We start from the raw sequence: 24,592 nt of genomic DNA, 5'->3' as shown, positions 1-24,592 counted from the left end.
GCCTGCGAGCAGTCCGCTGGAGAGAATCGATGAGTCTTAATACGTTGGAGGCCGGCGTGCGCCCGGCCGCTGAACACGATGCCGAAAAAGCCCTGGTCAGCAAGGTCGCCTGGCGCCTGATGCCGCTGATCATGGTCTGCTACCTGTTCGCGTTTTTTGACCGCATCAACATCAGCTTCGCCAAGTTCCAGCTACAGGCCGATCTGAGCCTGAGTGACACTGCCTATGGTCTCGGCGCCGGGCTGTTTGTGGTGGGCTATGTGATCTTTGAAGTGCCGAGCAACATGATGCTGTACAAGGTCGGCGCCCGCCGCTGGATCGCTCGCATCATGATGTCGTGGGGGCTGGCGACGGCCGCTATGGTGTTCGTCACGGCCGAATGGCAGTTCTACGGCCTGCGTTTCATCATCGGTGCGATGGAGGCCGGGTTTGCCCCGGGCGTGCTGTATTACCTGACGTTGTGGTTCCCGCAGCACTACCGTGGGCGTATCACCTCGATGCTGTTCCTGGCGTCGGCGTTTGCCGGGCTGGTGGGCGCGCCGTTCTCCGGGCTGGTGCTGGAACACCTCGATGGTGTGCTGCAAATGCGCGGCTGGCACTGGTTGTTCTTGCTCGGTGGCTTGCCCTGTGTGGGCCTGGGGTTCCTGGTGCTCAAGCTGCTCAAGGACCGTATCGAGGACGCCCACTGGCTGACCTCGGCGGAGAAGACGTTGCTGGCCAGTCGCATTGCCGTGCATGAACCCCACAAGAGCGGCGGCTCGTTGCTGGCTGCATTGCGTATCCCAGGCTTCCTGATGCTGGGTTTTATCTACTTCCTGATCCAGGTGGCGTCCTACGGCCTGAACTTCTGGGCGCCGCAACTGATCCGCAGCGCCGGCACCCAGAGCCCGGTGATGATCGGCTTGCTGACGGCGATTCCCTACGTCTGCGGTGCCATCAGCATGGTGGTGATCGGACGCTTGTCCGACGCCACCGGCGAACGTCGCAAGTTCGTCAGCGGCCTGGTGGCGCTGGGGGCGGTGGGGTTCTTCTGTGCCGGGATCTTTGCCGATCACACCACGTTCCTGATCGTCGCCCTGAGCTTGCTGGGCGCGGGGATCATCGCTTCGATCCCGACGTTCTGGACGCTGCCGCCGAAGTTGTTGGCCGGTGCCGGCGCGGGCGCTGCTGGCGGGATCGCCGTGATCAACACGTTGGGCCAGTTCGGCGGCATCGTCAGCCCGGTGATGGTCGGCCGGATCAAGGACCTCACCGGCAGCACCACGCCGGCGCTGTATGTCATCGGCGTGTGTGCGTTGCTGGCGGCGGCGCTGTTGCTGTGGGGCTTGCCTCAGAAGCTGCGCACCCTCGACAAGCGCTGATCAGCCGGCGGTCACCAGCGAGCGGGTGGGTGCGGCACTGAATTGAATCAGGGCCACACCGCCAATCAACATCAGCGCCCCGATCAACCGGGGCGCGGTCAATTGGCGTTCCACCAGCCCGAACAAGCCGAAGTGGTCCAGCATCAACGAGGCGACGATTTGCCCGGCCATCGCCAGGGCGATAAACCCCGAGGCGCCGAGCTTGGGCATCAGGATCAACGCCAGCGAAATGAAGCACACGCCGAACGCGCCGCCGCTCCACATCCACAGCGGCGCCTTGGTGATAAAACCCAGGTTGGGCAGCGGCAGGCGCAGGGCCAGGATCACCGGCAGCAGCACGATGATGCTCACCAGCAGCGAGGCCAGGGTGGCCCACAGCGGATGCCCCAGGCCGCGTCCCAGGTTGGCGTTGATCGCGCTTTGAAACGGCACCACTGCCCCGGCGAACGCGGCCAACAGCAACAAACCTACCCAATGCAACGTCGTCATGATCAATCTCCCAGAGGTTTTGCTGGACTCTAGGCTATTCGTCGCGCAAATTTAAATTCCAAGTTCTTATGCAGAACATGCAGCTGATGAATGATCTACGACGCATCGACCTTAACCTGCTGGTGATCCTTGATGCCTTGCTCAGCGAGCAACACGTGACCCGTGCCGCCGAGCGCCTGCACCTGAGCCAGCCGGCGGTGAGCCACGCGCTGGCGCGGTTGCGGGATTTGCTCGGAGACGCGTTGCTGGTGCGCCAGGGCAGCTCGCTGGTGCCCACTGCTCGTGCTCTGGAACTGGCCATGCCGCTGGCGGAAGCGCTGGCCCAGGTACAGGCGCTGCTGGAGCCCAATCGTTTTGATCCGGCGTCGGCCAAGCGCACCTTCCGGGTCGCCATGTCGGACTACAGTGCGGCGATTTTCTTGCCGGGGCTGGTGCGCACCTTGCGCCGGGAAGCGCCGGGGATTGATTTGCAGATTATCCAGGCCAGTCGCGAAGGCATGCTTGACGGTGTGCTCAATGGCGATATCGACCTGGCGGCCGGGGTGTTTCCCGACATGCCTGCCGAGCTGCGCAGCACGCCGCTGTTTGAAGAGCATTACGTGTGCCTGGTGGACCGCGACAGCCTGCCGGCAAGCGGTGTACTCGACCTGCCCACCTATCTGGCGCGGCCCCACGTATTGCTGGAAATGCGTGGCAGCGGCACCCCGGAAATCGAACGGGCGCTGACGGCGATTCGTGAGCGCCGGCACGTGTCTATCAGCTTGCCTCATTGGGGTGTTGCGCCGCAGTTGATCCAGGGCACGGACCTGATTCTTACCGTGTCGTCTCGCGGGCTGCTGAACATTGATCACGAACAGTTGTTGGCGGTGCCGCCGCCGTTTCACATTCCGTCGTTTGCGTTTGTGCTGGCGTGGCATTCGCGGCGGGGTGGGGACGCGGCGTTGCAGTGGTTGAATGGGCAGGTGCAGGTTGTGATACAGGGTTGATCGGCGTTACCAACTGTTCGGTGGTTGGCGCCGTGTGTGAAATATTCGAAGAACCTGTAACCGTCCCTCGCGAATACGATATGGCACGAGATAGGGCCAGCGTGGCATCACCCACTCACGTGTACCAGGAACGCGTCCTTCTCGACCCATCGCCGGAAACTCAGCAACATGCTCAAGCCCCGTCCGGATGGCCTGAACAAACTCATAAGCCGCTTTGGGGTTTTCCTGGGCGATGAAAGCTGCTTCATCATCAAGATTTTTGAGTGCTGCCTTCAGCCACTCAACGCGCATTGGCACGCCATTTGTTTGCCACTGCGTCTACTTCGGCGGCAGTTGCAAAGTCACCCGCATCGGCTTCTTTCAACGCCTTTTGAATTTCCTCGATTTGCCATGCTTCACGCGTCAGGTATTCGCGTAACGCATCGACGGCGAGGAACGATTTGCTGCGCCCGGTGGCCTTGGCAAGGCTGGCGAGTGTTTCGGAGATGTCTTCAGGTAGACGTAATGACATGACCGACATAAGTGCCTCGATGTAGTGATGTGTAATACAACATACTACATTGTCACCGTTGCATCGTTGTGTCCCGTTCGTCAGGACTGCTCCTCAGTAAGACCTGACGACCGTTCGTCGCACTAACAAGTTTTTTCTAAACCTTTACCGCCCTGAAAATTCAGATTCAGAGCGGGGCTCGTTTCCCTGCACCTGTTTATTACCTGGAGGAACCCATCATGAGCCGCATGGCTATCCGGTTACGCACCGCCAGTTTCGCGATGCTGCTGGGCCTCGGCGCCAGCAATGCTTTCGCCCAGTCGCCTGCCGATTTCATCGAGCAGGCTTCGGCCAAGGGCATGGCCGATATCGAGACCAGCCGCATGGCACACGCCAAGACTTCGTCCCAGGAGATCAAGGACTACACCATCGAAGTCATCAATGAACGCACCCTGGCCAATCAGCACCTGGCGGCCATCGCCAAGAAGCTCGACTTGCCGGTGGCCCCACGGGACAAGATCGTCGACAAGGCCGAATCGCTGATGCCCGAGCTCAAGGACGGCGACTCCTTTGACGCCGCCTACACCGCCCAGCAGATCAAGGCCAACGAAGACGCGATCGCCTTGTTCAAGCAGGAGGGCGCCGAGTCCGATATCCCGGAAATAAAGGCTTTGGTGGATGAGACCTTGCCCAAGTTGGAAGAGCGCCTGGAGAAAGCCCGCGCGCTGGCGTCGACGTACGGTAAGGGTCACCAGGGCGACGGTTGATTGCCTTGAGTACCCCATGAAAAACGGTGGCTGGAGTGATCCAGCCGCCGTTTTTTTATGCCTGGTTCAGGTCTGTCTTGGACCGACCATTGTCATCCGTTGTTTCGGTAACCAGCGTCGTCACAGTGATGGTTTCACTGTCGCCGATGGTCTTGTATTCCTTGCGCAGTTTCTCCAGTTCCTTGCGGTCCAGGCCGTCCAGGCTCAATACGGCGTTTTGTGCATCCTTGGTGGCGCGCAGCAACTCGTCAATCTTGATATGCAAAATGTCGTTGTCGCGGTTTTGCGTGTTCTGGATCAGGAACACCATCAGGAAGGTGATGATGGTGGTGGAGGTGTTGATGATCAGCTGCCACGTGTCGTTGTAGTGGAAATAAGGCCCGCTCAGACTCCACAGGAGGATCAATCCCACCGCCGCGTAGAACGTGCGGGCGCTGCCTGCCCAACGGGACAGGGATTGTGAGATGGCGGAGAATTTCATGACCGTTTTCCTATAAGGGTGGGTGATGAAAATACTGACCGCAGGCGCGCTCTGAAATTTCTTTTTACAATTGAGGATCTGAACAAAGTTGTACGTTTTCCTGCTGGGGGTCAGCCGTGATCCTCCAGCGCCAGCAGATACTGCTTGGCCTCAAGCCCGCCGGCGAACCCGGTCAAGCCACCCGACGCACCAATCACCCGATGGCACGGCGCAACAATCGAAATCGGATTGCGCCCGTTGGCGGCGCCGACGGCACGCACGGCCTTGGGGTTGCCTATCTGCGCAGCGATCTGGCTGTAGCTGCGGGTCTCTCCGAACGGGATGGTCAACAGCGCCTGCCAGACTTTCTTCTGGAAGTCGGTGCCGGCGAAGTCCAGTTCCAGCTCGAAACGGTTGCGGGCACCGGCGAAGTACTCCTTCAACTGTCGCTCGGTCTCCAGCAGTACCGGGCTGTTGCTGGCTTCTTGCAGGGCACCCAGGCGAACGCGATTGGGCCGCTCTTTTTCCCAGAGGATGGCGGTGAGTTTTCCGTCACGGGCCACGAGGGTCAGTTGGCCGACGGGGGAGGGCATGTATTTGTATTCGTAGGACATGGTCGGGCTCCTTGAGTGGGTATGGCTCTACTGTAGATGGGCCGACCCAGGGTGGAACTACGTTTCTTGCGGTCGAATTCGCGAACGACTTAGAAGTTCCAGTAAACCCAATCGGCGTAATACGGATACCAATAAAACCACGAGAACCAGTACAGCGCCTTGAGTACCGATGCCGTGCCAATGACAAAAAATGAAGCGATGTTGAGCAGCGTGATGATCACGGCAAATACGGTTACACGCCGACTGGCATGCAGTTGGGCAAACCGGGCGCCATAAACGGAGGCGGTGATGGACGCCAGCACCAACACGAGTCCCAGCGCAAAGGGCAGCCTGAGGAACGAGAGCAGCAGAGGAGCGATCAGCACCCAGCCCAGTACCTTGCGCAGTACGGGGCTGGGCGTGCGGTGTGAGGGAGGGAGCATTGCGCGGTTCCTTGAAGTGCTGTTACCGGTCTTGTTGCAATACCTTGAGGGCAGCAGACGCAAGAAAGCCCGAACGGCTTTTTTCTTCCGGATGATGCAGGACGTATTCGTCAATGCGGTTCAGCAGATAGCCGGGCAACGTGATATTGAGTTTCTGTGCCTTGCCCAGGTACTTGGTCACATCAATATCCACCACCGCCCACGTGCAGCCGGCATATTGCGGGTTGGCGGCATGGAGGGTGACTTTCTGTGCTGTAGGAATGGGCGCACCGTCTTCTGCGAGGATCTCGAAGTGGCCTTCGATCGCTTCGCGGGCCATGGCCATGGCGTCGTCCAGATCATCTCCAGCTGAGAAGCAACCGGGAATGTCCGGGACTTCCACACCCCAGGCATGGTCCTCGTCACCGGTTGAAATTGCGATTGGGTACAGCATGTTTGTTGTCCTCCACGAACGTGTTAGCTGAGCAGAGCTTGTTTCAAAATGCTCTTTGCGGTCTTGTCCAGCAGGTCTTTTTTAGGATGGGGAATCGTCACGAGCCCCGGCTTTGTGGGGTGCTTGAAATGATGATGGCTGCCTCTGATTCGCACCAGATACCAGCCATCCGCAACGATGTGACCTATCAAATATCGGCTGTCCACAGCACCTCCTTGTGGTGTGTGTTGGTGGAGACTATAACTACTGAAAATAAATTATCAACACTCTACCTACCAGCGGTCGATGACCGGTGTTTCTGTAGGGCGTGTATGTAGTGTATGAGCGCATGGGGACGGTGCCCGGCGGAGGTATTGCGAGGTTTTTCGAGAGAACAATCAGGCTTTCTGACGAGCCTGCAGCAACTCATCAATTACCGTGAGAAATGCCGTGACCATCAAGCTGCTTGCGCCGCTGCGCGTAAGAACGAGCAGCCGTGCATACGCTTCCGCGTCCACCAACGGCCGATACGTCACGCCCTTGTTCATCAAACTCTGCGTACATTCCGGCACCAGCGCCACACCTTGTCCCGCCGCCACCAGTGCAATGATCGAGGTGATTTGCCGTCCCGACGGCCCGGCCCTTAGTGGCAAACCTTTGTGCCGATAAAGCTGCTCAATGGACTGGTTAAGCCCCGAGCCATAATCGGCTGGGAACAGAATTAACGGGTACCCACTCAACTGCGCCAGGCTGACCTCGGCCTGGTTGGCCAACGGGCTGTCGCTGGACACCGCCGCCACCAGCCGCTCCTCACCCAACGACAACGCTTGCACCTCAGTCTGACCGTCCTGGGGCAGTAACCGGCTCAAGCCGATATCCAGGCGGCCATCAGCCACCTGTGCGCCCAGGCTGCCGGAGGCGCATTCCACCAGCGTCAGTTGCACATCGGGAAAGCGTTGGGCGAAGGCTTGAATCGCCTGGCTGAACAAGTCCGACAGGGCTATCGAACTGACGTAACCCAGCGCCAGTTGCCCGGCGGCACCCGCCGCCAATTTGCCCGCGATGACTTCAGCGAGGTCGACCTGCTCCAGCACCGCCCGTGCGTAGGGCAGGAACGCGCGCCCCTGGGGAGTGAGCGAAACCGTGCGACTGGTGCGGTCGAACAGGCGAAATCCCAGCTCAGTCTCCAGCGCGGAAATCTGCCGGGTCAACGGCGGCTGGGCCAGGTGCAGGCGAATGGCCGCTCGGCCGAAGTGCAATTCTTCGGCGACGGTCAGAAAGTAACGCAGCTTGCGTAGGTCGAGCATCCTGGCCCCAGGGTATTGATCGGTTCGAAATCGGTATTGGTCTCGGGTGTGCGGGTCATTCTATAAAGGCCTCAGATAATAAAACGAGAGGTTTCATGAAACCGCGCCTGCATTGTGCCCGTCTTGCCCTGTTCCTGTGTGGCTGCGCGGCGTTTCTCAACCTCTACGCCACCCAGAGCATTTTGCAGAACCTTGCCGCCAGCTTTGAAGTGAGCGCCAGGGCGGCCGGTTGGAGCATTACCGTCACCACCTTGGCGGTAGCGCTGACCGCGCCCTTTGTCAGCCGCCTGACCGGGCGTTTTGAGCAACGCACGGTGATCTCGGCGGCCTCGCTGTTGCTGGCGTTGCCGGCTTTGATGACTGCCTATGCCAGCAGCTTTGCCGAACTGCTGGTGTGGCGCTTTATCGAAGGCATGCTGATCCCCGTGGTGTTCGCCACCAGCGTGGCCTACATCGGTGATCGCTGGCGCGGCGGCACCGTCACCGAAGTCACCAGCCTCTATGTGGCCGGCACCGTGCTCGGCGGGTTTGCCGGGCGCTTCGTCACCGGCGTGATGACCGAGTACGTCGGCTGGCGCGAAGCCTTTGAACTGTTGGCAGTGTTGAGCCTGATGGTGGGCGGGTTTATCCAGTTCCTGCTGCCGGGCAATCCGCCCCGAGTCGCACGACCTTCAACCACCTGGGCCGACGTGCTCGGCACGCCGCTGCTGGCAGCCTACGCCGTAGGATTTTGCGTGCTGTTCTCCCAAGTGGCGACGTTTACCTACGCTGGCCTTTACCTCAGCCAGGCCCCGTTCGACCTTGGCCCGGCGGCGCTGGGCACGATCTACATGGTGTTCCTGCTGGCCCTGGTAGTCATTCCCGTTGCCGGGCGCCTGAGCAAATCCCGCCCGCAATCCGAACTGCTGACGGCGGCTGCGGTGCTTGGCGTTTGTGGCTCGGGCCTGACCTTGCTGCCATCCCTGTGGTGCATCGTATTGGGCCTGGCCCTCAGCTCCACGGGCGTGTTCCTCGCCCAGGCCGCCGCCAGCGCCTTCACCACCGCCACCGCTCGCCACAACAAGGCCGGTGCCGTGGGCCTGTACCTCACCTGCTATTACCTGGGCGGCAGCTTCGGCGCCATCGTCCCGGCGCTGATCTGGGGGCGTTGGGGTTGGGTGGGGTGTGTGGCGCTGATCATCGGTTTCCAGCTACTGTCGTTGCTGATCGCCCTGGCGGGCTGGAAGCCCCTCCAACCTGAACTGAGCAAGACCTCATGAACGATGCCGTTGCCCTGCCGGTACCCGAGACTTCCGCCCGTCGCCGCTCGTTGATCGCCGGCTGCAGCGCCCACGCGATTCACGATGGCCTGACCGATGTGATCTACGTGCTGCTGCCGATCTGGCAAGCGCAGTTCGGCATGACCTACGCCCAGGTCGGCCTGCTGCGCGGTGCCTATTCCGGGATGATGGCGGTGTTTCAGCTGATGGCCAGTCGCGCCGCCAAACGCTGGGGACGCACGCCGATGCTGGTGGGCGGCACGGCGCTTGCCGGTGTTGCCTATCTGTTGGTGGGGCAGGCGATCGGGTTGGGCATGTTGTTGCTGGCGCTGCTGTTGGGCGGGCTGGGGGCGAGTACCCAGCATCCGCTGGCTTCTTCGATGATCACCGACACCTACGAGAGCGGTGGTGGGGTCAAGGAAGCGCTGTCTCAATACAACTTCTCCGGGGACATTGGCAAAACCCTGGTTCCCGGGCTGGTCGGCCTGTTGCTGACCGTCATCAGCTGGCGCGCGAGCGTCACGCTTCTTGGAATGCTGGGATTGGCCGCGGCGGGGTTGCTGTGGTGGCTGATCCCAAAGCAGGCGGCGGCGCCCACTTCCGGGAAAACCGCCAGGACACTGGTAGGAAGCGGCTCCGTCAGCGGCCTGCGTGCGCTGATCGTCACGGGCACACTCGACAGTGCCGTGCGCATGGGCTTTCTCACGTTTCTGCCCTTTCTTCTGCAAGCTAAAGGCGCCGGCACTGCGGGCATCGGTCTCGCGCTGACCATGCTGTTTATCGGCGGCGCCTTCGGCAAATTGCTCTGCGGCTACCTCGGCGCACGTATCGGCATGATGAAAACCGTGTGGCTGACGGAAACCAGCACAGCGCTGTTGATCGTCGCGGCGGTATACCTGCAGTTGAGCGGGTTGATGGCGATATTGCCGGTGTTGGGGCTGGCGTTGAATGGCACCTCTTCGGTGTTGTACGGCGCGGTGCCGGATCTCGCTGGCGCAGGTAAACGAGAGCAGGCGTTTGCCGTGTTCTACACCGGCACCATCGGAGGTGGCGCGTTGGCGCCGGTTCTGTTTGGCGGGCTGGGGGACTTGATGGGCGTGCCGGTGGCGGTGATGGTGCTGGCGGGGATGTTGTTGCTGACGTTGCCGTTGGCGTGGGTGGTGCAGCGGGGCTGCTCACTCAAATAATCGAATGATTGGCGACATGCCCCTGCTGTGCTTGCAGATCGATACCCAGTGCGTGAAGCACCTTGAGTACCGTTTCGAAGCGGGGCTTTGCTCCAGGGGCAAATGCCTTGTACAGACTCTCACGGCCCATGCCGGTATCGGTCGCGACCCGCGCCATCCCGCGAGCTTTGGCCACGTACCCGACGGCCCTGAGGAACTCCTCGTTATCGCCGTCGGCCAGAACTTGAGAAAGGTATTCGCTGATGGCTTCATCACTGTCGAGCAGTGCCGCCATATCAAATGTCGTCAGTGTTTGGCTCATGATCAAACTTCCTTTGCCAGTTTTTTTGCTCGCCGGATGTCGGCGTCTTGTGAGGATTTGTCGCCACCGGCCAGCAAGACGATGACGGTTCTTCCTCGCTGCGTGAAATACACTCGATAACCCAGACCGATATCTACGCGCATTTCCGAGACACCATTGCCTACCGTCTTTATATCGCCCAGATTGCCAGCAGATGCGCAATCGATGCGCCGGGCGATGGCGATTTTTGCGCGTAAATCACGTATTGCTGAATGCCAGGTAATGAAGGTCTGCGTTTGCTGGACATGATAGTTCACGGGTTCTCACTGTATCCATATGGATACTTGCTGGCAATAGGCATGAGCACGTGCGCGCGGCGCGGTTAGGCGCAGGAGAATGATGTGAGTAAGGCTAAGGATTCAAATGGTCTCTTGTTGCGAGCGATTGCAGTGTCGAAGTCTCTTGCAGTTGCTGGCGCCTAATCCATCAAGGATGCGATCCGCTGCGCATCCTCCGGCGTCGCCGGGTTGTACACCACCATATTCAGATCCTTGCGCCCATCGACCGCAAACACCGAATACTCAAATTCGATCGGCCCCAACACCGAATGGCGTATCCGCTTGATGCGATCACCATGGGCGCCCTGAACATCGTTTTCGCTCCACATCGCCTTAAATTCAGGGCTGCGTCGACACAGTTCATCCACCAGCGGCTGCACCTGCTCCGCCGCGCCTGAGCGCGCCGTATCAATCCTGAAAGCCCCCAACACAAACCGCGCCACGCTTTCCCAGTCGTATTGGGCCGCGCGGGAATTGGGATCAAGGAACATGAACCGCAGGATATTTCGCTGTTCCGGCGCCTGGGATCCGTAGTCCATCAACATCACCGTCGCCGCCTGGTTCCAGGCCACCACGTCCCAGGTCGCCGTACGCAGGATCGCGGCGCTGGGGTTCAAGGCATCCAGTACCCGTTGCAGGCGTGGCGTCACCGTTTCGTTTTGCTGGTAGCGCACTTCGGGTGGGCGTCCGAAGGCCAGCAGGAACAGATGCTCGCGTTCGATATCGGTCAACATCAGCGCATGGGCAATCCGCTCCAGCACTTCCACCGACGGCGCGCCGCCACGGCCCTGTTCGAGCCAGGTGTACCAGGTAGGGCTGATGTTCGCGCGTTGGGCCACCTCTTCGCGGCGCAAACCTGGCGTACGCCGTCGTGCCGATGAGAAGCCGAATGCCGCCGGATCAAGCCGGGTACGTCGGTCTTTCAGATAGCTGCCCAACTGGTTTGCGCTCATAGCCTGTTAGCCTCTATACCCTGATAACTTCACTACTTTACCCGTATAGGGCAAGCGCACAGATTAGTCTCTGAATACACACGGAGATACGGTTCATGCGCATATTTATAACGGGTGCCAGCGGATTTATCGGGTCGGCTGTCGTCAAGGAACTGATCGCGGCGGGCCATCAGGTGCTGGGGTTGTGCCGCTCGGATGACAAGGTGGCAGCGCTGGAGGCCGCCGGGGCTCAGGTACATCGTGGGTCGCTTGAGGACCTGGGAAGCCTCAAGTCTGGTGTTACCCAGGCGGATGGCGTGATTCACCTGGCGTTCAATCACGACTTCTCGAAATTCGTCGCGAACTGCGAGGACGACCGCCGGGTTATCCAGGCGCTGGGAGAGGCACTTGCCGGGTCGGATCGACCGCTGATCATTACCTCCGGTGTCGGAATTGCGAGCACCGTGCCGGGGCAGTTGGCGACGGAGGATGGTGCGGTGGTTACCTCAGCGCAAATTCCTCGTGCAGCGTCGGAAGAAGCGGCTAACGCTGTAGCCGCGACGGGGGTGAATGTGTCGGTGATGCGTTTGCCTCAAGTACACGACACCGTCAGGCAGGGGCTGGTTAGCCCGGTGATCGAGTTGTATCGCGAGAAGGGCGTTTGCGCTTACATCGCCGACGGGAAAAACCGTTGGCCGGCGGCACATATTCTGGATGTGGCTCGGCTCTACAGGCTGGCGATTGAAAAGGCCGAGCCGGGCACGAGGTATCACGCGGTGGCGGAGGAGGGTGTGTCGCAAAGGGAGATTGCCGAGGTGTTGGGGACGCGGCTAGGGTTGCCGGTTAAATCCATTTCGGCGCAAGAGGCTCAGGGGTTTTTTGGTTGGTTGGCAAGGTTTACCGCTCACGATATGCCTGCATCCAGTGCGATCACGCGCAAGACGTTGGGATGGGAGCCGGTGGGACCGGGGTTGCTTGCGGATCTTGCGCAGTTGGAGGGCTTTTAAGGTCGAATTGCTGGAGGGCAGATTACTAATGTTTTCGAGAACGGGTTTGTTTCATTAGTCGTTGTTTCTCCAGCATTCCAACGTCAAGGAATAGCGCTTCGGCTGCTTGCTGCGTCTGAGACCGCCTGCAAGACGATGAAGCTTTTTACCTCGGCAAATACGTCCAACGTCGCTTCCCAGAGACTCATCGCCAAGGCTGGTTTTTTCCAAGCGGGGTTATCGAGAACCCGTATGAGGATGATCCGGAGCTGGTTTATTTCAAACGTATTCGGTGAATGAGACGGGCCGTTTGATCATTGTGAAACACCACGCTTGAGGCCTGGCTTAGTGTTTGCCGGAGTTGTGTGCTCCTAACACACGATGCAACTCCCCCGCGACAGCAAGCAGTTGCTGTTCCAAGGCTTCCACATCGGATGCGTTGATCCTGTCATTGATGACAGGCAAGGTTTTCGCCCGCTTTTTCGGGGCGGTTACTAGGTTATGTGCATCCTGGGAGACCAGAGCCTGGCGCAGAATGTTATTGATCACCGTCTGATAGCCCGTACCGACGTTTTCGGCGCACGTGCGTGCTGCATCGATCACGACGTCATCCAGCATGATGGTGATGCGTGTCTTGCCTTTGTTGCCTGCAATAGCACCGCGCTTCCCTGAGCTGAAATCGTATTCGTCTTTCATGGTTCAAACCTCCAGATACTGGCGTCGTTCACTTTTGGATGCGAGCCTTGCACTGATGATGCGTACGAAATTCGGATCACGGTAGGTGTAGGCCACCACCAATATTCGATCCTTTGCATCTTTGCCCACGACTACCCAGCGTTCTTCATCGTGGTCGCGGTCTTCTATCATCAATGCTTTAGCGTCGTGAAATACCGGTTCAGCATCGGCCAGGCTTACACCTCTGTGCTTTAGCTGATTCAGTGTGTTCTTGGTGTAGTCATACTGGATTCTGAAGGTTTTCATTATGCATATTTTATATGTATAAAAAAGCGATTGATTGGGGGATGGATCTTGAGGGAAGGGATGACGGATTTCCGTCGGTCGACGCTGATGCGCCCGGTATGAGGGGGATGCTTAGTGTGTAGGGAAGGTGAGGAACCAAGGGGGGGATTGTTGAGCGCAGCTATCTGGAAGAGAGATCTTGCGGCTTTGCCTACACAACCATCAGAATCGTCCCGGTTGTACGCCTTGGGCGACGTCTTTAAGGTTCGTCAGCCGCTGCCCATCAGCGGTCGGGTTTAGTAGCCCGATTTGATCAACGGCGTATGGCTGTGCCATTTTTCAGACGTTTGAATGTCTGGTCTTTATGGTGGCTGTACGCGGGGCGCCTTTGGGCGCGCCGGTTTCGTTGATCAACCGGTCTACTAACCCGCGTATAGCCGCCACCCTTTGTTTAGTATCTCCGGAAGGTGGTCCTAACCGAGGATCAACAGATGTGTACTGGCTCGTATAACTCACCCACATTGATTCGACGCCCCCAATCGCTGTCGGATTGCTGGCGTTGCAGTTGGCGCTTTGACGAATGATCGGTGACGGTGATGCACGCATTTAAAGTGTTTGGCGCTGGATTTAGCGTGGTGTCGGTCTTGGCCATCGGAGTGATTTTTAACGGTGGAAATGCCTTTGCCCTGGATGCCACAAAAACCCCAGGCGACAACCTGCCCAACCTGAGCCGTGCGTACGTTCTTCAGGATTTCAATGCGCAAGGTCAGCCAGAAGAAATAGCGCTAGGCGAAAATCTTCAGAACGCCTATTTCTACACAAACTGTTATCGCTCATCGGGATGCCATCAAGGTGTGCCGGAAGGAGCGCTGGTATTCAACACACCCTCGGGTTTTAACGCGACGCCCAACAGTCACTATCCCCGGGTTGAACTGCGGGCAAAAAGAGAGTTCACCGCAGGTGATGTGTTTGATAACACCCAGTCCGGCGAGCTTTATGTGGTGCAAAATCCAAGCACAAAATCGATCATATTTGCCCAGATACATGGCGACAAGGCGGGAGGTTCGGAGCTGCTGAAGCTTCGCTGGGAAGGTGGCTCGATCATCGCCGGGACCAAAACGCGCTATGGGCAGAAGGAGCAACGGACAGTATTGCTGAAGGGGCTCGAGCTTAACGACAAGCTGAATTACAAGATTGAGGTCAAGGGCTCCGAGGGTGGCATGGTGCTGCTGGTTTCGGCTGCGGCGAATGGCAGGCAGGCCAGCCGGGAATTCGATATTCCGCCATCGGGTTGGCAGGGCATCAATCTGTATTTCAAGGCCGGGAATTACAACCAGACCGCTGAGCAGGACGGCGGGGCAGCTATTGTTGCGTACACCTCCCTGGATGTGGGTTACCAGTAGCAGTGTGCGCCGGTTCAGAGACTCCCCGGCCCAGCAACCTGCGTACAGTTTCACCCTATCTGCGTAGTACTGCGTCAGTAATGCCGAGTAAAAAGATTCGTTCCCCCCTCGCTCCATTAGCGTCCGACGTCGTTGTAAGACACTTCTCGTTGTTCGCGCCTCCATTGAAGTTCTCCACGGTGATTGCCTATGTTTGATGGCATCAAACCAAGGAGGAATGACCATGCCTCGAAGTGCCTTAGCAGAAGATGGATATCTGCATTACATGCCTCGTGTGAGCCAGACTCATTGCGTCGAAGAGCTCGCAGAATTACGTCGAGAGTTTGAACAGTTGGAGCCGGATGAGTACGCCCCGCCTGGAGTAAACAGGTTTCGACGGTATGGCAACGGAGTCATTCTTCCCTGGCAAGACACGCATGAAGGCCACTGGTTGCCAATCGTCAAAGATGGGGCAGGCCACGGACGCGCAGGTTACGACCAAGGCGGTAACAATCCGGATCACGCAAATATTCGCTACTTTCACGCGTTGAGTGATGCGGTAAAAAACAATCGCGTACTACTCGACCTGATCGATGAAGATTTTTCCCTGACGTTCTGGCAGCATCCTGGCCAGCCCCTTCCTATCTATTTTGGGGTGCATTTTGTAAAACTCACGTCCGCGAGTTCGGATCAGCCAGGTATAAGCTCACCGAACTTTTTTCACCAGGATGGAGAGCCCGTCACGTTTGCGCACTTGATCTACCGTTCTTCGAACATGACGGGTGGCATCAATTTTATTGGGCATCCGGAAATCCGAAACATGCTGTTCGAGGACGCGCGGGCAAGTCAGATTTTGGCGGAGTTTACCCTTTCGGAGCCTCTCGATAGTTTTGTCGTTCATGATCCGAAGGTTTCGCATTACATAAGCCCGATCAAGAAACTTGACGACGCCTCTCCCGGAGTCTGTGAGCGTTGTATTGTTTTGGTTGATTTCTCGCCAACCATTCAGAGGATATGACGGTGCAGGCGTTGAACTCGATATTGCCCATCTTGATTGCGTTGGGAATAGGCCTTCTATCGAGCAAACTCTTGCTCCCGGATAAAGTTGTTGCCCGATTGGTCAGTCTGATCAGCCCTTTGGTTTGGGGGCTACTTTTTCTGATAGGCACTGAGTTCGGCGAAGTGGTTTCTTCGCTGGATGCGGTTGGGTATGTGCTCAAGACATCTTCGCTTGTCGCGGTCGCAACAACAGTGGTGCCTTGCATGCTGCTGCTGGGCTTGGCGGCTTTGAGAGGGGCTGGACGAGAACCAGGCAGGGTTGCCAGTTTCGATATGCATGGCGCTGCTGCTCCTCTGAAAGAGTGCTTTATTGCGCTGCTGATGGTGGCCTTGGGCGTGTTGTTCACATATGCAGAATCAACCGTTGCAAGCTTGTGGCTTCCACCCAGCAACGTGATGTTAATGGTACTGATCTTCTTGGTGGGACTCGACTTGTCGAGCATCAAGTTAGGTCGTGACTGGATCTCATGGGGCGTTCTATGCGTTCCGATTGCCGTGGTCATTGGCTCAATATTGGGAGCCTATGCGGTTCATTTCATCACTGGCGAAGATATCCGTTTGCTCCTGGCACTCTCGACGGGATTTGGATGGTTCACGCTATCCAGCGTCCTGGTCGGAGGGCTGTCCGGAGAAGTTCATGGCGCTACGGCATTGCTCGCAGACCTGGGGCGCGAACTGATCGCGATCGCTTTACTGTACCTGGTCGGTGGCTTCCACCCAAAGGTCGGTATTGCCGCCGCTGGGGCAACCGCTCTGGACTCGACGTTACCGATCGTGCGCCAAACCTGCCACTGCGACACGCTGCCTACCGCTCTCATGAGTGGTTTGATTCTGACGGTGTTAGCGCCCTTTTTTATAACCTTCTTTCTGACCGCATGACGTGACCTCTTACTGGAGGAAATCATGACTCCACGATTTTCAGGAGAAAAACCGAGTCTGCAACCATCAGCATTTAAAAGTCTCACGCTCGGCCCGATGCTTGCCGCGTTTGAACAGCTGCTGATGTGTATCAAAACTCAGCCCAAGGCGTTGATCCCGGTGGCTATGTTCCTGTCGCTGGCGGGGCCTGTCCGGGCGGAGCCAACGATTATGGAAAATGTGCGTGGTTATACCGTGAGTGGAGGCGGTCTGATGCGTTTTGATGCGTTGGCCTTTGATGCGTCGGGCAAAGTGATTTGCGTCGGTATGGCGGCCGATCTTGCTGGCAAGCATGCATTGGCGACGCGCATCGATGGTAAGGGTGCGTCCCTCTTGCCTGGGTTGACCGATGCGCACGGCCATATCAAATGGCTTGGAGAGTCCCTTCGAAGCATTGCTTTACGGGGCTCTCCAACACTGGTTGATACGCAGGAGAGGCTTCGGGTATTCGCTGCAGCGCGCCCCGGCGCCCGTTGGCTGACCGGCTCAGGCTGGAACCACGTTACCTGGAAGTTGGGGCGGTTTCCGACGGCTGCCGAAATTGATAAGGTCGTTGTCGATCGACCAGTGTGGCTAATTCGGGTGGATGCCCATGCCGGATGGGCTAATACCAAGGCGATGCAACTGGCGGGTATTACTAAGGACACGCCTGATCCGAAAGGCGGACGTATCGAACGGGATGCAGAAGGTAACCCGACAGGTGTATTTATCGACGCCGCTATGGGGCTGGTCGCGGATATTATTCCGCTGCCTGACGAGCAGGAGCGAGAGGTCGCGTTGCAGGCTGCATTGGAGCATCTCAATGCACAAGGCCTGACATCTGTGCACGATGCAGGTGCTGATAGGCAGATGATCAAGACGATGCGCGGTTTTGCCGATCGCGGCCGGCTTCCGTTACGTGTCTACTCGATGATCAACGGTGCGGGGGATGATTTCGCGGTGTTGTCCCAGGACGGCCCTTTGATCGGCTACGGCGATGATCGTCTTACCATTCGTAGCGTCAAGCTTTATGCCGATGGCGCTTTGGGAAGCCGTGGTGCGGCGCTGTTTGAGCCATATACCGACGACCCAACCAACAAGGGGTTGCTTTTTGAAAGCCGGCAGGAGATGAAGCACAAGATTGAGTCGGTACTGAAAGCCGGCTTTCAAGCTAATGTGCATGGCATCGGTGATGCTGCCATCAAGCAGGTCATGGATAGCTTTGAACAGACCTACGCCACAGTCGGTGGGCGCGCCTTGCGTAACAGGATCGAGCATGCGCAGGTGGTTGATGTGGCGCAGATACCGCGCTTTATCGATCTAGGGCTGATTGCATCGATGCAGCCTACACATGCTACCAGCGACATGAATATGGCTGAGGACAGGGTGGGTGTCGAACGGATCAAGGGGGCTTATGCCTGGCGCACTCTGCTTAACCAGGGAACGAAAATTGCGGCAGGGTCAGACTTTCCAGTCGAATCTGCCAATCCGTTCTACGGCATACATGCTGCCGTGACTCGCTCGGATCATGAGGGCAACCCCTTGGCTGGATGGCACCCTGAGCAGGCCATGACCCTCTTCGAGGCTTTCCGTGCATTTACGCTGGATGCAGCTTATGCAGCCCATCAAGAAGCTACCCAAGGCAGCATTGAGCCCGGAAAGTGGGCCGATTTTATCCTGGTTGATCAGGACATTTTTGCCGTCAGCCCGGCAGACATCTGGAGGACACGCGTCCTGCAGACTTGGGTTGGCGGGAAGAAGGTCTATCAGGCGATTGAATGAGCCCGGTTCGACCGTTTAATTTCCAAATCCCACCCATAAAAAAACCGGACACCAAGGACCGGTTTTTTTACACATCCCCCGTCAAAACCAGCCTGACGCAGGAGCAAAATCTGAGTGGAGCGGGTAGAGGGAATCGAACCCTCATCTAAAGCTTGGGAAGCTTTCGTTCTACCACTAAACTATACCCGCTCAGAGCGGCTGACTTTGTACCAGATGTGCTCGCGGATTTGAAGTTTTTCTTCGAAAATTCTGTGTTTTACGTGCCAACGGTCGATCATGGGCAGGCGGACCCCCTGGGAAATCCAGCCCACCCACAACCCCACCGCTCATACGGCAAACGCATGCTGTGGCTGTGACGCGTGGTACCGCAACCGGCTTGGCTGCTGCTCCGGTCTCAAAAAGCCCATCAACGCCTCCCGGCTATCCCGGCACGCGGCCTTGTGCTCCATATCCAGAAAGTGCCCGGTCGCCTGAATCGTGCCGAAGCTGCTTTTCGCAATATGTTGCCCAAACAGCTTGGCATCCTGGGCACTGGTGTACTCGTCCCATTCGCCGTTCAAGAACAACACCGGTATATCAATCTGTTTAGCGGCCTTGAGGTAGCACAGCCGGTCGCTGTTGAGCACGTGGCTGATGTGAAAGTGCATCTGCCCATACTCGTGCTCGGCCAGGCTGCTCACGTGTTTGTGATTGAAGCGTTTGAACAGCGACGGCAGGTGTTTGCCGATGGTGCTGTTGACCAGGTGGCCCACGCGGTCGCGGTCGAGGTTGCCGAGGTAGTCGACACCGCGCTCCAGGTAGTCGCGCATCGGGGCGTTGATCACCGGGGAGAACGAGCTGATCACGGCCTTTTCCACACGGCGCGGGCGGTGGGCGAGGGCGACGAGGGTCGCGGCGCCGCCCCAGGAAAAGGACAGCACGTGTTCGGCGGCGAAGTGGTCGATGAGTTCCAGAAGGATCTGGCCCTCGACTTCTTTCGTCAGCATATGCTCGTGGCGGTTGTGGATTTTGGAGCGGCCAGCGTAGGGCTGGTCATACAAAACCACGTTGAACGTCGGGTGCAGGCTTTTCACGGTCTGGGCGAAAGACGCAGTGGTGGCCATTGAGCCGTTGACCAGGATGATGGTCTTGGCTGCTGCGTCCGCGCGATAGAACTCCGTGTAAACCCGATACTGACCCTGTATATCCAGCACAGCGATTTCTGGCCTCATGTCGTAAGACTCCTGGCAAGCGGGTAATGCGCGCAGATCACTCTGCACGAGCTTTGTGACAGGTAGGCATACGCCTGGAAGTGAGGGCCCATGTCGATCCGGTACTGGCTGGCCGACGGGTGTTGTTATGGCGGGCAATTTGCCGTGAGAGGCCCGCAGGTCAAGCGTGCGGACGGGCAAAGTGTTTCTTGTAGGTAGGGGTGACTCGCCAGTCAGATTGCGGCTGGCTGGGTTGATTCAAGCATCAGGGATGCCAGTTCGCCAGTCGATGGCGTGGGTTTTTGCCATCATCGGCTGAACGGTCATCAGACCTGTTGGATTTCAGCCTCTGTAAGCGCCCGGTAATGGCCTGGCGCAAGGGCTGCGTCCAACTCCAGCGGTCCCATGCGTTCGCGGTGCAGGCGTATCACTTTGTTGTCGAAGTGCCCGAACATGCGCTTCACCTGGTGATAACGCCCTTCAATGATGCTCAGGCGCGCCGTTCTGGGGCCCAATAGTTCCAGTTCCGCCGGTTGGGTGGTGAGGTCTTCAAAGGCGAAGTACAGGCCGGCGGCGAAGGTGGCCGCGTATTGCGGGCCGATGTCCTGCTCGGTCTCGACGTAGTAGACCTTGGGCAGTTTGGTTTGCGGCTGGGTCAGGCGGCGCGACCACTGGCCGTCGTTGGTGATCAGCATCAGGCCGGTGGTGTTGAAATCCAGACGACCGGCGATGTGCAGCTCGTGCTTGTCAGGTTCATCCAGCAGGTCGAGCACCGTGGGGTGTTGCGGGTCGGACGTGGCGCTGACGCAGCCCTGGGGTTTGTGCAGCATGAAGTAACGCGCGGGTTTGCCGGCTTGCAGCACTTCGTCATCCAGCAACACACGGCTGAACTCGCTTACCGGGTGGTGCGGATCGCTGGTGGCCTGGCCGTCGACGCTGATCCGCCGCTCCACCAGCAACAGGCGAACCTGTTTACGGTTGAAACGCGGCAGGTTGCTGAGGAAACGATCTACGCGCATTACGACCGCTCGTTGCCGCGCAGTTGTTCGTCCACCTGGGCACAACGCGGGCACAGGCAGGCTTTATTGCGCAGTTCCGCCGGCAAGGCTTCGAGCACTGCGGGGTCGATGCTGACGGAATAGCACCAGCACGCCTGGTCGGCAGTGCGCGGGTCGGCCAGGGCGCAATCGTTGCGGGCGCCGCAGGCGGGGCAGAGGGTTGGCGTGGTCATCGGTCGGTTCAGGCTGTATCGGACAAGGTCCCGGTGAAACCCGGTGTGCCTTGCACGATACAGCCCCGCCGCGTTATTGCAAATCACGCTCCAGCACCACCACCCGTTGGCCTGCGCCAATGCCGCTGCCGGGCTGCACCGGAATTTCCCGCACGGTGCCGGCGAACGGTGCGACTACCGGGATTTCCATTTTCATCGACTCCAGGATCACCAGCACATCTCCCGCCGCCACGCGTTCGCCAGCGCTGACCTGCACTTGCCAGAGATTGCCGGCGATGTGGCTGTCGATGCTGTATTCGTTGGCCTGCAAGGGCGTGTCTGCGCCCTGTGGTGCGGCGAGTTCCTCGCTGTCGAAATGCGCCTGGCCGCTGGCGATCCAGCGTTCGCGTTCGGCGTTGAACGCGCGCTGCTGTTGCCCGCGAAACGCGCCGATGCTTTCGGCTTCCTGCGCGAGAAAGGCCTGGTAATCCGTCAGGTTCAACTGGCTGTGTTCGATGCTCAGTTCAAACCGCCCAAGGGGGAAATCCCGGCGTATCTGCACCAGCTCATCGGCGCTCACCGGGTAAAAGCGGATCTGGTCGAAGAAGCGCAGCAACCACGGTTTGCCATCGAACGCGGCGACTTCCCGGTAGCGGTTCCACATCTGCAAGGTACGCCCGACGAACTGATAACCGCCGGGGCCTTCCATGCCGTACACGCACAGGTAGGCGCCACCGATGCCCACGGAGTTTTCGGCGGTCCAGGTGCGTGCCGGGTTGTACTTGGTGGTGACCAGGCGGTGACGCGGGTCCAGCGGCGTGGCCACGGGCGCGCCGAGGTAGACGTCGCCCAGGCCCATCACCAGGTAGCTGGCATCGAACACGGTGTGGCGCACTTCGTCGAGGTTGGCCAGGTCGTTGATGCGGCGGATGAACTCCAGGTTGCTCGGGCACCACGGGGCATCCTTGCGCACGGTGGTCATGTATTTTTCGATCGCCAGTTGGCAGGCCGGGTCGTCCCAGGACAGTGGCAGGTGGACGATGCGCGACGGCACCTGCAGGTTTTGGCTGGCGCAGACGGCGTGCCATTCGGCGGTGATCAGCGCCAGGAGGTCGGCGAGGGTAAGTTGTTCGGGCTGGTAGTGGATTTGCAGGGAGCGGATGCCGGGTGTCAGGTCGATGACGCCGTGCAGGGCTTGTGCTTCGAGGGCTTGCATCAGGGCGTGGGCGCGAAAGCGCAGCACCAGGTCGAGTTCCGGGGCGCCGATTTCCAGGAGCAGGTGGGTGTCGCCGGCGAGGCGGGCGACGAGGCGGGTGTCGGCCTGGCCGACGTCCAGAACAACAGGCGACCTGATCGTTCCCACGCTCTGCGTGGGAATGCATCCTGTGACGCTCTGCGTCATTGCGTCGACAGCGGGACGCGGAGCGTCCCAGGCGGCATTCCCACGCAGAGCGTGGGAACGATCCCATTTCAAGGCGAGGTCGCGGGCAGTCTTGATGTCGACGGGGGTGAAGCAGATTTTGTCACCCGCCTTGAGCTGGCCCAGCCGCCACAAGTCCGCCTCGATCACTGTCACCGGGCATACAAACCCACCCAGGCTCGGGCCGTCGGGGCCGAGGATCACCGGCATGTCCCCGGTAAAATCCACCGCACCGATCGCATACGGATTGTCGTGAATATTCGACGGATGCAACCCCGCCTCACCGCCATCCGTACGTGCCCACAGAGGCTTCGGCCCGATCAACCTCACACCCGTGCGGCTGGAGTTGAAATGCACTTCCCACTGGGTGGCAAAGAACGTCTCGATGTACTCGGGCTTGAAGTATTCCGGCGCGCCGTGGGGGCCGTAGATCACCCGCAGTGCTCGCACCTCGCCAAGCGGTTCAGGCACTAGCGTATTGCCGCAACTGACATCCTCCAACGGCAGTAAGTGCAACACATCACCCGCCCGCAAAGCCCGCCCGCCATGCCCACCAAACTGGCCAAGGGTGAAGGTACTTTTGCTTCCCAGATAATCCGGAACCTGCAGCCCGCCGCGCACGCAAAGGTAGCTGCGAGCACCGGCCCCGGCGATGGTGCCCAGGCTCAAGGTTGCGCCCGCCGGGATCAGCAACGCGGTGTTCATCGGTACCGCTTCATGATTCAAGCGCAGCACAATGTCTGCACCCGTCACCGCCACCACCGCCGCACAATTGAAGCGCAGCAACGGCCCGCTCATGGTGATTTCCAGCGCAGCGGTGCCCTCGGCATTGCCCAGCAGGCGATTGCCCAGGCGCAGCGCGCGACTGTCCATCGGCCCCGACGGCGGCACGCCTACGGCCCAGTAACCGAGGCGCCCCGGATAGTCCTGCACACTGGTTTGCGTGCCGGCGCTGAGCACTTCAAACGTGTTGGCGTGGTACACCAAATCTTCAAGGCAGCGCGTCCACGGATGGCCACTGGCGAACGGTGTAGCGAGCAGAATCTGGCGCAGATAATCGCGGTTGGTTTCCACGCCGTACAGTTGGCTGTTGCTCAGGGCTTGATGCAAATCCAGGCGTGCCTGTTCGCGGGTCGGCGCCCAGGTGATGAGCTTGGCGATCATCGGGTCGAAGTAGGGCGGAATCTCGCAACCGGCCTCCACCCACGTGTCGATGCGCAGGCCTTCAGCGACCGGGAAGTCCACATACGTCAAAAGCCCCGGGCTTGGCTGAAACTCCCGGCCCGGATCTTCGGCGTACAGGCGTGCCTGAATCGCGTGGCCGTGAGGCTTCAGTTGCAGTTCCCGCAATGGCGGCATTTCCCCGGCGGCCAATTGCACCATCCAGCGCACCAGGTCCACGCCCCACACTTGCTCGGTGACGCCATGTTCCACCTGCAACCGGGTGTTCACTTCCAGAAAATAGAAGCGGCCATCGGCGCTATCAAAGATAAATTCCACGGTCCCGGCGCTGCGGTAATTCACTGCCTTGGCCAGGGTGATGGCGGCACGGCACAGCTCATCCGCCATGCCGTCGGGCAGGTTCGGCGCCGGGGTTTCTTCAAGCACTTTCTGGTTGCGCCGCTGCACCGAACAGTCGCGCACGCCGAGGGCGATGACCTCGCCGCAGCCGTCACCAAACACCTGCACTTCCAGGTGCCGGGCGTGTTGGATGTACTTCTCGATAAACACACCGGCATCGCTGAAATTGTTCTGGCCCAGGCGTTTCACCGCCTCGAAACAGTCGCGCAATTCATCGGCGCTGTGGCACACGCGCATGCCGATCCCGCCACCACCGGCGGTGCTTTTAAGCATGATCGGATAGCCCACGGTTTCCCCGGCCAGTAGTGCGGCATCGAGGCTGTTGAGCAGCTCGGTGCCTTCCAGCAGCGGGATGTTGTGCTGCCTGGCCAACGCGCGCGCGGTGTGCTTGAGGCCGAATACCCGCAGCTGTTCCGGCGTCGGGCCGACGAAGGCGATGCCTGCTGTTTCGCAGGCTTCGGCGAAGGCGGCGTTTTCCGATAGAAAGCCATAGCCGGGATGAATCGCGGTGGCGCCACACGCCTTGGCCGTGGCGAGGATTTTCTCCACCGACAAATAGGTGCCGGCCGCCGCGCCTTCGCCCAGGCTGTAGGCCTCATCCGCTTGCTGGATATGCAGGCTCGCGGCATCGGCTTCGGAATACACCGCCACGCCCTTGACCGAAAGCTCACGCAAGGTGCGCAGGATGCGGCAGGCGATGGCGCCACGGTTGGCGATCAACAGTTTTTCGAACATGGCAAAACCCCGCAGGCCGATGAGTGCTCGGCCTTGTCCTGGGATGCGGGCCGTCCCGCAAATGTGGATGGCGCTGCGGTCGTCCG

The 24,592-nt window shown here is 59.1% G+C and carries 28 protein-coding genes, 1 tRNA gene and 1 pseudogene; 11 read left to right on the top strand and 19 right to left on the bottom strand.

Annotated features, from left to right (window positions below; genetic code table 11):
* Nucleotides 1-29 precede the first annotated feature (29 nt).
* A complete protein-coding gene (locus tag HX807_RS16080) occupies nt 30-1,361 on the top strand; it encodes an MFS transporter (protein WP_177050449.1) in 1,332 nt (443 codons plus the stop codon).
* On the opposite strand, the gene HX807_RS16075 is transcribed toward HX807_RS16080, so the two are convergent.
* Nucleotides 1,362-1,850 (bottom strand): DMT family transporter, encoded by a 489-nt coding sequence (locus tag HX807_RS16075; RefSeq protein ID WP_003212086.1) that lies wholly within the window; start codon nt 1,848-1,850, stop codon nt 1,362-1,364.
* Between the two features lie 68 nt (nt 1,851-1,918).
* Here HX807_RS16075 and HX807_RS16070 point away from each other — a divergent pair, with 68 nt between their 5' ends.
* Nucleotides 1,919-2,836, top strand: a complete 918-nt coding sequence (locus tag HX807_RS16070) for a LysR family transcriptional regulator (RefSeq protein WP_008437802.1) — start codon at nt 1,919-1,921, stop codon at nt 2,834-2,836.
* Nucleotides 2,837-2,842: 6 nt separating this feature from the next.
* Here the strand turns inward: HX807_RS16070 and HX807_RS16065 are convergent, their stop codons facing one another.
* A complete protein-coding gene (locus tag HX807_RS16065) occupies nt 2,843-3,127 on the bottom strand; it encodes a type II toxin-antitoxin system RelE/ParE family toxin (RefSeq protein ID WP_008437803.1) in 285 nt (94 codons plus the stop codon).
* Complete coding sequence (locus tag HX807_RS16060; protein WP_008437804.1) at nt 3,117-3,356, bottom strand: CopG family ribbon-helix-helix protein; 240 nt, start codon at nt 3,354-3,356, stop codon at nt 3,117-3,119. The genes HX807_RS16065 and HX807_RS16060 overlap by 11 nt, the downstream gene beginning before the upstream one ends.
* A 209-nt stretch (nt 3,357-3,565) precedes the next feature.
* Here HX807_RS16060 and HX807_RS16055 point away from each other — a divergent pair, with 209 nt between their 5' ends.
* Nucleotides 3,566-4,093: a DUF4142 domain-containing protein gene (locus HX807_RS16055; RefSeq protein WP_003212082.1), complete on the top strand. Its 528-nt coding sequence runs from the start codon at nt 3,566-3,568 to the stop codon at nt 4,091-4,093.
* Nucleotides 4,094-4,148: 55 nt separating this feature from the next.
* On the opposite strand, the gene HX807_RS16050 is transcribed toward HX807_RS16055, so the two are convergent.
* From HX807_RS16050 to HX807_RS16025, 6 genes are all read right to left on the bottom strand, one after another.
* A complete protein-coding gene (locus HX807_RS16050; protein WP_003212079.1) occupies nt 4,149-4,574 on the bottom strand; it encodes a low affinity iron permease family protein in 426 nt (141 codons plus the stop codon).
* Nucleotides 4,575-4,684: 110 nt separating this feature from the next.
* Nucleotides 4,685-5,167, bottom strand: a complete 483-nt coding sequence (locus HX807_RS16045; RefSeq protein ID WP_003212078.1) for a methylated-DNA--[protein]-cysteine S-methyltransferase — start codon at nt 5,165-5,167, stop codon at nt 4,685-4,687.
* A gap of 89 nt (nt 5,168-5,256) precedes the next feature.
* Entirely contained in the window at nt 5,257-5,589 is a 333-nt protein-coding gene (locus HX807_RS16040) for a hypothetical protein (protein WP_003212076.1), read from the bottom strand.
* A 22-nt stretch (nt 5,590-5,611) separates the two neighbouring features.
* Nucleotides 5,612-6,022, bottom strand: coding sequence for a type II toxin-antitoxin system HicB family antitoxin (locus HX807_RS16035; protein ID WP_003212074.1), 411 nt, complete (start codon nt 6,020-6,022; stop codon nt 5,612-5,614).
* A 23-nt stretch (nt 6,023-6,045) separates the two neighbouring features.
* Nucleotides 6,046-6,228 (bottom strand): type II toxin-antitoxin system HicA family toxin, encoded by a 183-nt coding sequence (locus HX807_RS16030; RefSeq protein WP_003189411.1) that lies wholly within the window; start codon nt 6,226-6,228, stop codon nt 6,046-6,048.
* Nucleotides 6,229-6,399: 171 nt separating this feature from the next.
* Nucleotides 6,400-7,308 (bottom strand): LysR family transcriptional regulator, encoded by a 909-nt coding sequence (locus tag HX807_RS16025; protein ID WP_087692622.1) that lies wholly within the window; start codon nt 7,306-7,308, stop codon nt 6,400-6,402.
* Nucleotides 7,309-7,403: 95 nt separating this feature from the next.
* Here HX807_RS16025 and HX807_RS16020 point away from each other — a divergent pair, with 95 nt between their 5' ends.
* Together HX807_RS16020 and HX807_RS16015 are read left to right on the top strand one after the other, a co-directional pair.
* On the top strand, nt 7,404-8,567 hold the full coding sequence (locus tag HX807_RS16020) for an MFS transporter (protein ID WP_177050448.1): 1,164 nt from the start codon (nt 7,404-7,406) through the stop codon (nt 8,565-8,567).
* Nucleotides 8,564-9,754 carry an MFS transporter gene (locus HX807_RS16015; RefSeq protein WP_177050447.1) on the top strand — a complete coding sequence of 397 codons (1,191 nt, stop codon included), beginning with the start codon at nt 8,564-8,566 and terminating at the stop codon, nt 9,752-9,754. Before HX807_RS16020 ends, HX807_RS16015 begins: the two co-directional genes overlap by 4 nt.
* Here the strand turns inward: HX807_RS16015 and HX807_RS16010 are convergent.
* The 3 genes from HX807_RS16010 to HX807_RS16000 all read right to left on the bottom strand — a co-directional run bounded on the left by HX807_RS16010 (nt 9,747) and on the right by HX807_RS16000 (nt 11,325).
* On the bottom strand, nt 9,747-10,055 hold the full coding sequence (locus HX807_RS16010) for an addiction module antidote protein (RefSeq protein WP_177050446.1): 309 nt from the start codon (nt 10,053-10,055) through the stop codon (nt 9,747-9,749). The genes HX807_RS16015 and HX807_RS16010 overlap by 8 nt on opposite strands.
* A 2-nt stretch (nt 10,056-10,057) precedes the next feature.
* A complete protein-coding gene (locus tag HX807_RS16005) occupies nt 10,058-10,351 on the bottom strand; it encodes a type II toxin-antitoxin system RelE/ParE family toxin (RefSeq protein WP_003212063.1) in 294 nt (97 codons plus the stop codon).
* Between the two features lie 161 nt (nt 10,352-10,512).
* Nucleotides 10,513-11,325, bottom strand: coding sequence for a helix-turn-helix transcriptional regulator (locus tag HX807_RS16000; protein ID WP_008437810.1), 813 nt, complete (start codon nt 11,323-11,325; stop codon nt 10,513-10,515).
* 95 nt (nt 11,326-11,420) lie between these two features.
* On the opposite strand from HX807_RS16000, the gene HX807_RS15995 reads away from it, so the two are divergent.
* Nucleotides 11,421-12,311: an SDR family oxidoreductase gene (locus HX807_RS15995; protein ID WP_177008908.1), complete on the top strand. Its 891-nt coding sequence runs from the start codon at nt 11,421-11,423 to the stop codon at nt 12,309-12,311.
* 33 nt (nt 12,312-12,344) lie between these two features.
* A pseudogene (locus HX807_RS15990) lies at nt 12,345-12,586 on the top strand (GNAT family N-acetyltransferase); the annotation flags it as partial.
* A gap of 49 nt (nt 12,587-12,635) precedes the next feature.
* On the opposite strand, the gene HX807_RS15985 reads toward HX807_RS15990, so the two are convergent.
* Entirely contained in the window at nt 12,636-12,986 is a 351-nt protein-coding gene (locus HX807_RS15985) for a BrnA antitoxin family protein (RefSeq protein ID WP_134325880.1), read from the bottom strand.
* Nucleotides 12,987-12,989: 3 nt separating this feature from the next.
* Entirely contained in the window at nt 12,990-13,271 is a 282-nt protein-coding gene (locus HX807_RS15980) for a BrnT family toxin (RefSeq protein WP_008437813.1), read from the bottom strand.
* 575 nt (nt 13,272-13,846) lie between these two features.
* Here HX807_RS15980 and HX807_RS15970 point away from each other — a divergent pair.
* The 4 genes from HX807_RS15970 (at nt 13,847) to HX807_RS15955 (ending at nt 18,370) form a co-directional block, all read left to right on the top strand.
* Nucleotides 13,847-14,653 carry a polysaccharide lyase family 7 protein gene (locus HX807_RS15970; RefSeq protein WP_008437814.1) on the top strand — a complete coding sequence of 269 codons (807 nt, stop codon included), beginning with the start codon at nt 13,847-13,849 and terminating at the stop codon, nt 14,651-14,653.
* A 223-nt stretch (nt 14,654-14,876) separates the two neighbouring features.
* A complete protein-coding gene (locus HX807_RS15965; protein WP_177050443.1) occupies nt 14,877-15,650 on the top strand; it encodes a 2OG-Fe dioxygenase family protein in 774 nt (257 codons plus the stop codon).
* Entirely contained in the window at nt 15,647-16,570 is a 924-nt protein-coding gene (locus HX807_RS15960; protein ID WP_177050441.1) for a lysine exporter LysO family protein, read from the top strand. The genes HX807_RS15965 and HX807_RS15960 overlap by 4 nt, the downstream gene beginning before the upstream one ends.
* A 24-nt stretch (nt 16,571-16,594) precedes the next feature.
* The gene (locus HX807_RS15955; protein WP_256344527.1) at nt 16,595-18,370 is read left to right on the top strand and encodes an amidohydrolase; all 1,776 of its coding nucleotides are present in this window, start codon (nt 16,595-16,597) and stop codon (nt 18,368-18,370) included.
* Between the two features lie 115 nt (nt 18,371-18,485).
* On the opposite strand, the gene HX807_RS15950 is transcribed toward HX807_RS15955, so the two are convergent.
* From HX807_RS15950 to uca, 5 genes are all read right to left on the bottom strand, one after another.
* A tRNA-Gly gene (locus tag HX807_RS15950) sits at nt 18,486-18,559 on the bottom strand.
* A gap of 137 nt (nt 18,560-18,696) precedes the next feature.
* Nucleotides 18,697-19,581, bottom strand: coding sequence for an alpha/beta fold hydrolase (locus HX807_RS15945; protein WP_003212046.1), 885 nt, complete (start codon nt 19,579-19,581; stop codon nt 18,697-18,699).
* A gap of 305 nt (nt 19,582-19,886) precedes the next feature.
* On the bottom strand, nt 19,887-20,579 hold the full coding sequence (locus HX807_RS15940) for a pseudouridine synthase (protein WP_003212044.1): 693 nt from the start codon (nt 20,577-20,579) through the stop codon (nt 19,887-19,889).
* Nucleotides 20,579-20,791 carry a cysteine-rich CWC family protein gene (locus HX807_RS15935; RefSeq protein ID WP_003212042.1) on the bottom strand — a complete coding sequence of 71 codons (213 nt, stop codon included), beginning with the start codon at nt 20,789-20,791 and terminating at the stop codon, nt 20,579-20,581. The genes HX807_RS15940 and HX807_RS15935 overlap by 1 nt, the downstream gene beginning before the upstream one ends.
* A 73-nt stretch (nt 20,792-20,864) precedes the next feature.
* On the bottom strand, nt 20,865-24,506 hold the full coding sequence (uca, locus tag HX807_RS15930; protein WP_177050439.1) for an urea carboxylase: 3,642 nt from the start codon (nt 24,504-24,506) through the stop codon (nt 20,865-20,867).
* Nucleotides 24,507-24,592: the final 86 nt, after the last annotated feature.

This window comes from Pseudomonas sp. D8002 (genome assembly GCF_013385695.1).
Taxonomy (GTDB): domain Bacteria; phylum Pseudomonadota; class Gammaproteobacteria; order Pseudomonadales; family Pseudomonadaceae; genus Aquipseudomonas.
Note: the sequence above shows the minus strand (reverse complement) of the source record. Positions and strands in the feature narration are given on the sequence as shown.

What these genes read in the sequence shown, in the direction of transcription:
- HX807_RS16080 (WP_177050449.1), top strand. Translation starts at nt 30, where the DNA reads ATGAGTCTTAATACGTTGGAGGCCGGCGTGCGCCCGGCCGCTGAACAC.
- HX807_RS16075 (WP_003212086.1), bottom strand. Translation starts at nt 1,850, where the DNA reads ATGACGACGTTGCATTGGGTAGGTTTGTTGCTGTTGGCCGCGTTCGCC.
- HX807_RS16070 (WP_008437802.1), top strand. Translation starts at nt 1,919, where the DNA reads ATGCAGAACATGCAGCTGATGAATGATCTACGACGCATCGACCTTAAC.
- HX807_RS16065 (WP_008437803.1), bottom strand. Translation starts at nt 3,127, where the DNA reads ATGCGCGTTGAGTGGCTGAAGGCAGCACTCAAAAATCTTGATGATGAA.
- HX807_RS16060 (WP_008437804.1), bottom strand. Translation starts at nt 3,356, where the DNA reads ATGTCGGTCATGTCATTACGTCTACCTGAAGACATCTCCGAAACACTC.
- HX807_RS16055 (WP_003212082.1), top strand. Translation starts at nt 3,566, where the DNA reads ATGAGCCGCATGGCTATCCGGTTACGCACCGCCAGTTTCGCGATGCTG.
- HX807_RS16050 (WP_003212079.1), bottom strand. Translation starts at nt 4,574, where the DNA reads ATGAAATTCTCCGCCATCTCACAATCCCTGTCCCGTTGGGCAGGCAGC.
- HX807_RS16045 (WP_003212078.1), bottom strand. Translation starts at nt 5,167, where the DNA reads ATGTCCTACGAATACAAATACATGCCCTCCCCCGTCGGCCAACTGACC.
- HX807_RS16040 (WP_003212076.1), bottom strand. Translation starts at nt 5,589, where the DNA reads ATGCTCCCTCCCTCACACCGCACGCCCAGCCCCGTACTGCGCAAGGTA.
- HX807_RS16035 (WP_003212074.1), bottom strand. Translation starts at nt 6,022, where the DNA reads ATGCTGTACCCAATCGCAATTTCAACCGGTGACGAGGACCATGCCTGG.
- HX807_RS16025 (WP_087692622.1), bottom strand. Translation starts at nt 7,308, where the DNA reads ATGCTCGACCTACGCAAGCTGCGTTACTTTCTGACCGTCGCCGAAGAA.
- HX807_RS16020 (WP_177050448.1), top strand. Translation starts at nt 7,404, where the DNA reads ATGAAACCGCGCCTGCATTGTGCCCGTCTTGCCCTGTTCCTGTGTGGC.
- HX807_RS16015 (WP_177050447.1), top strand. Translation starts at nt 8,564, where the DNA reads ATGAACGATGCCGTTGCCCTGCCGGTACCCGAGACTTCCGCCCGTCGC.
- HX807_RS16010 (WP_177050446.1), bottom strand. Translation starts at nt 10,055, where the DNA reads ATGAGCCAAACACTGACGACATTTGATATGGCGGCACTGCTCGACAGT.
- HX807_RS16000 (WP_008437810.1), bottom strand. Translation starts at nt 11,325, where the DNA reads ATGAGCGCAAACCAGTTGGGCAGCTATCTGAAAGACCGACGTACCCGG.
- HX807_RS15995 (WP_177008908.1), top strand. Translation starts at nt 11,421, where the DNA reads ATGCGCATATTTATAACGGGTGCCAGCGGATTTATCGGGTCGGCTGTC.
- HX807_RS15985 (WP_134325880.1), bottom strand. Translation starts at nt 12,986, where the DNA reads ATGAAAGACGAATACGATTTCAGCTCAGGGAAGCGCGGTGCTATTGCA.
- HX807_RS15980 (WP_008437813.1), bottom strand. Translation starts at nt 13,271, where the DNA reads ATGAAAACCTTCAGAATCCAGTATGACTACACCAAGAACACACTGAAT.
- HX807_RS15970 (WP_008437814.1), top strand. Translation starts at nt 13,847, where the DNA reads ATGCACGCATTTAAAGTGTTTGGCGCTGGATTTAGCGTGGTGTCGGTC.
- HX807_RS15965 (WP_177050443.1), top strand. Translation starts at nt 14,877, where the DNA reads ATGCCTCGAAGTGCCTTAGCAGAAGATGGATATCTGCATTACATGCCT.
- HX807_RS15960 (WP_177050441.1), top strand. Translation starts at nt 15,647, where the DNA reads ATGACGGTGCAGGCGTTGAACTCGATATTGCCCATCTTGATTGCGTTG.
- HX807_RS15955 (WP_256344527.1), top strand. Translation starts at nt 16,595, where the DNA reads ATGACTCCACGATTTTCAGGAGAAAAACCGAGTCTGCAACCATCAGCA.
- HX807_RS15945 (WP_003212046.1), bottom strand. Translation starts at nt 19,581, where the DNA reads ATGAGGCCAGAAATCGCTGTGCTGGATATACAGGGTCAGTATCGGGTT.
- HX807_RS15940 (WP_003212044.1), bottom strand. Translation starts at nt 20,579, where the DNA reads ATGCGCGTAGATCGTTTCCTCAGCAACCTGCCGCGTTTCAACCGTAAA.
- HX807_RS15935 (WP_003212042.1), bottom strand. Translation starts at nt 20,791, where the DNA reads ATGACCACGCCAACCCTCTGCCCCGCCTGCGGCGCCCGCAACGATTGC.
- uca (WP_177050439.1), bottom strand. Translation starts at nt 24,506, where the DNA reads ATGTTCGAAAAACTGTTGATCGCCAACCGTGGCGCCATCGCCTGCCGC.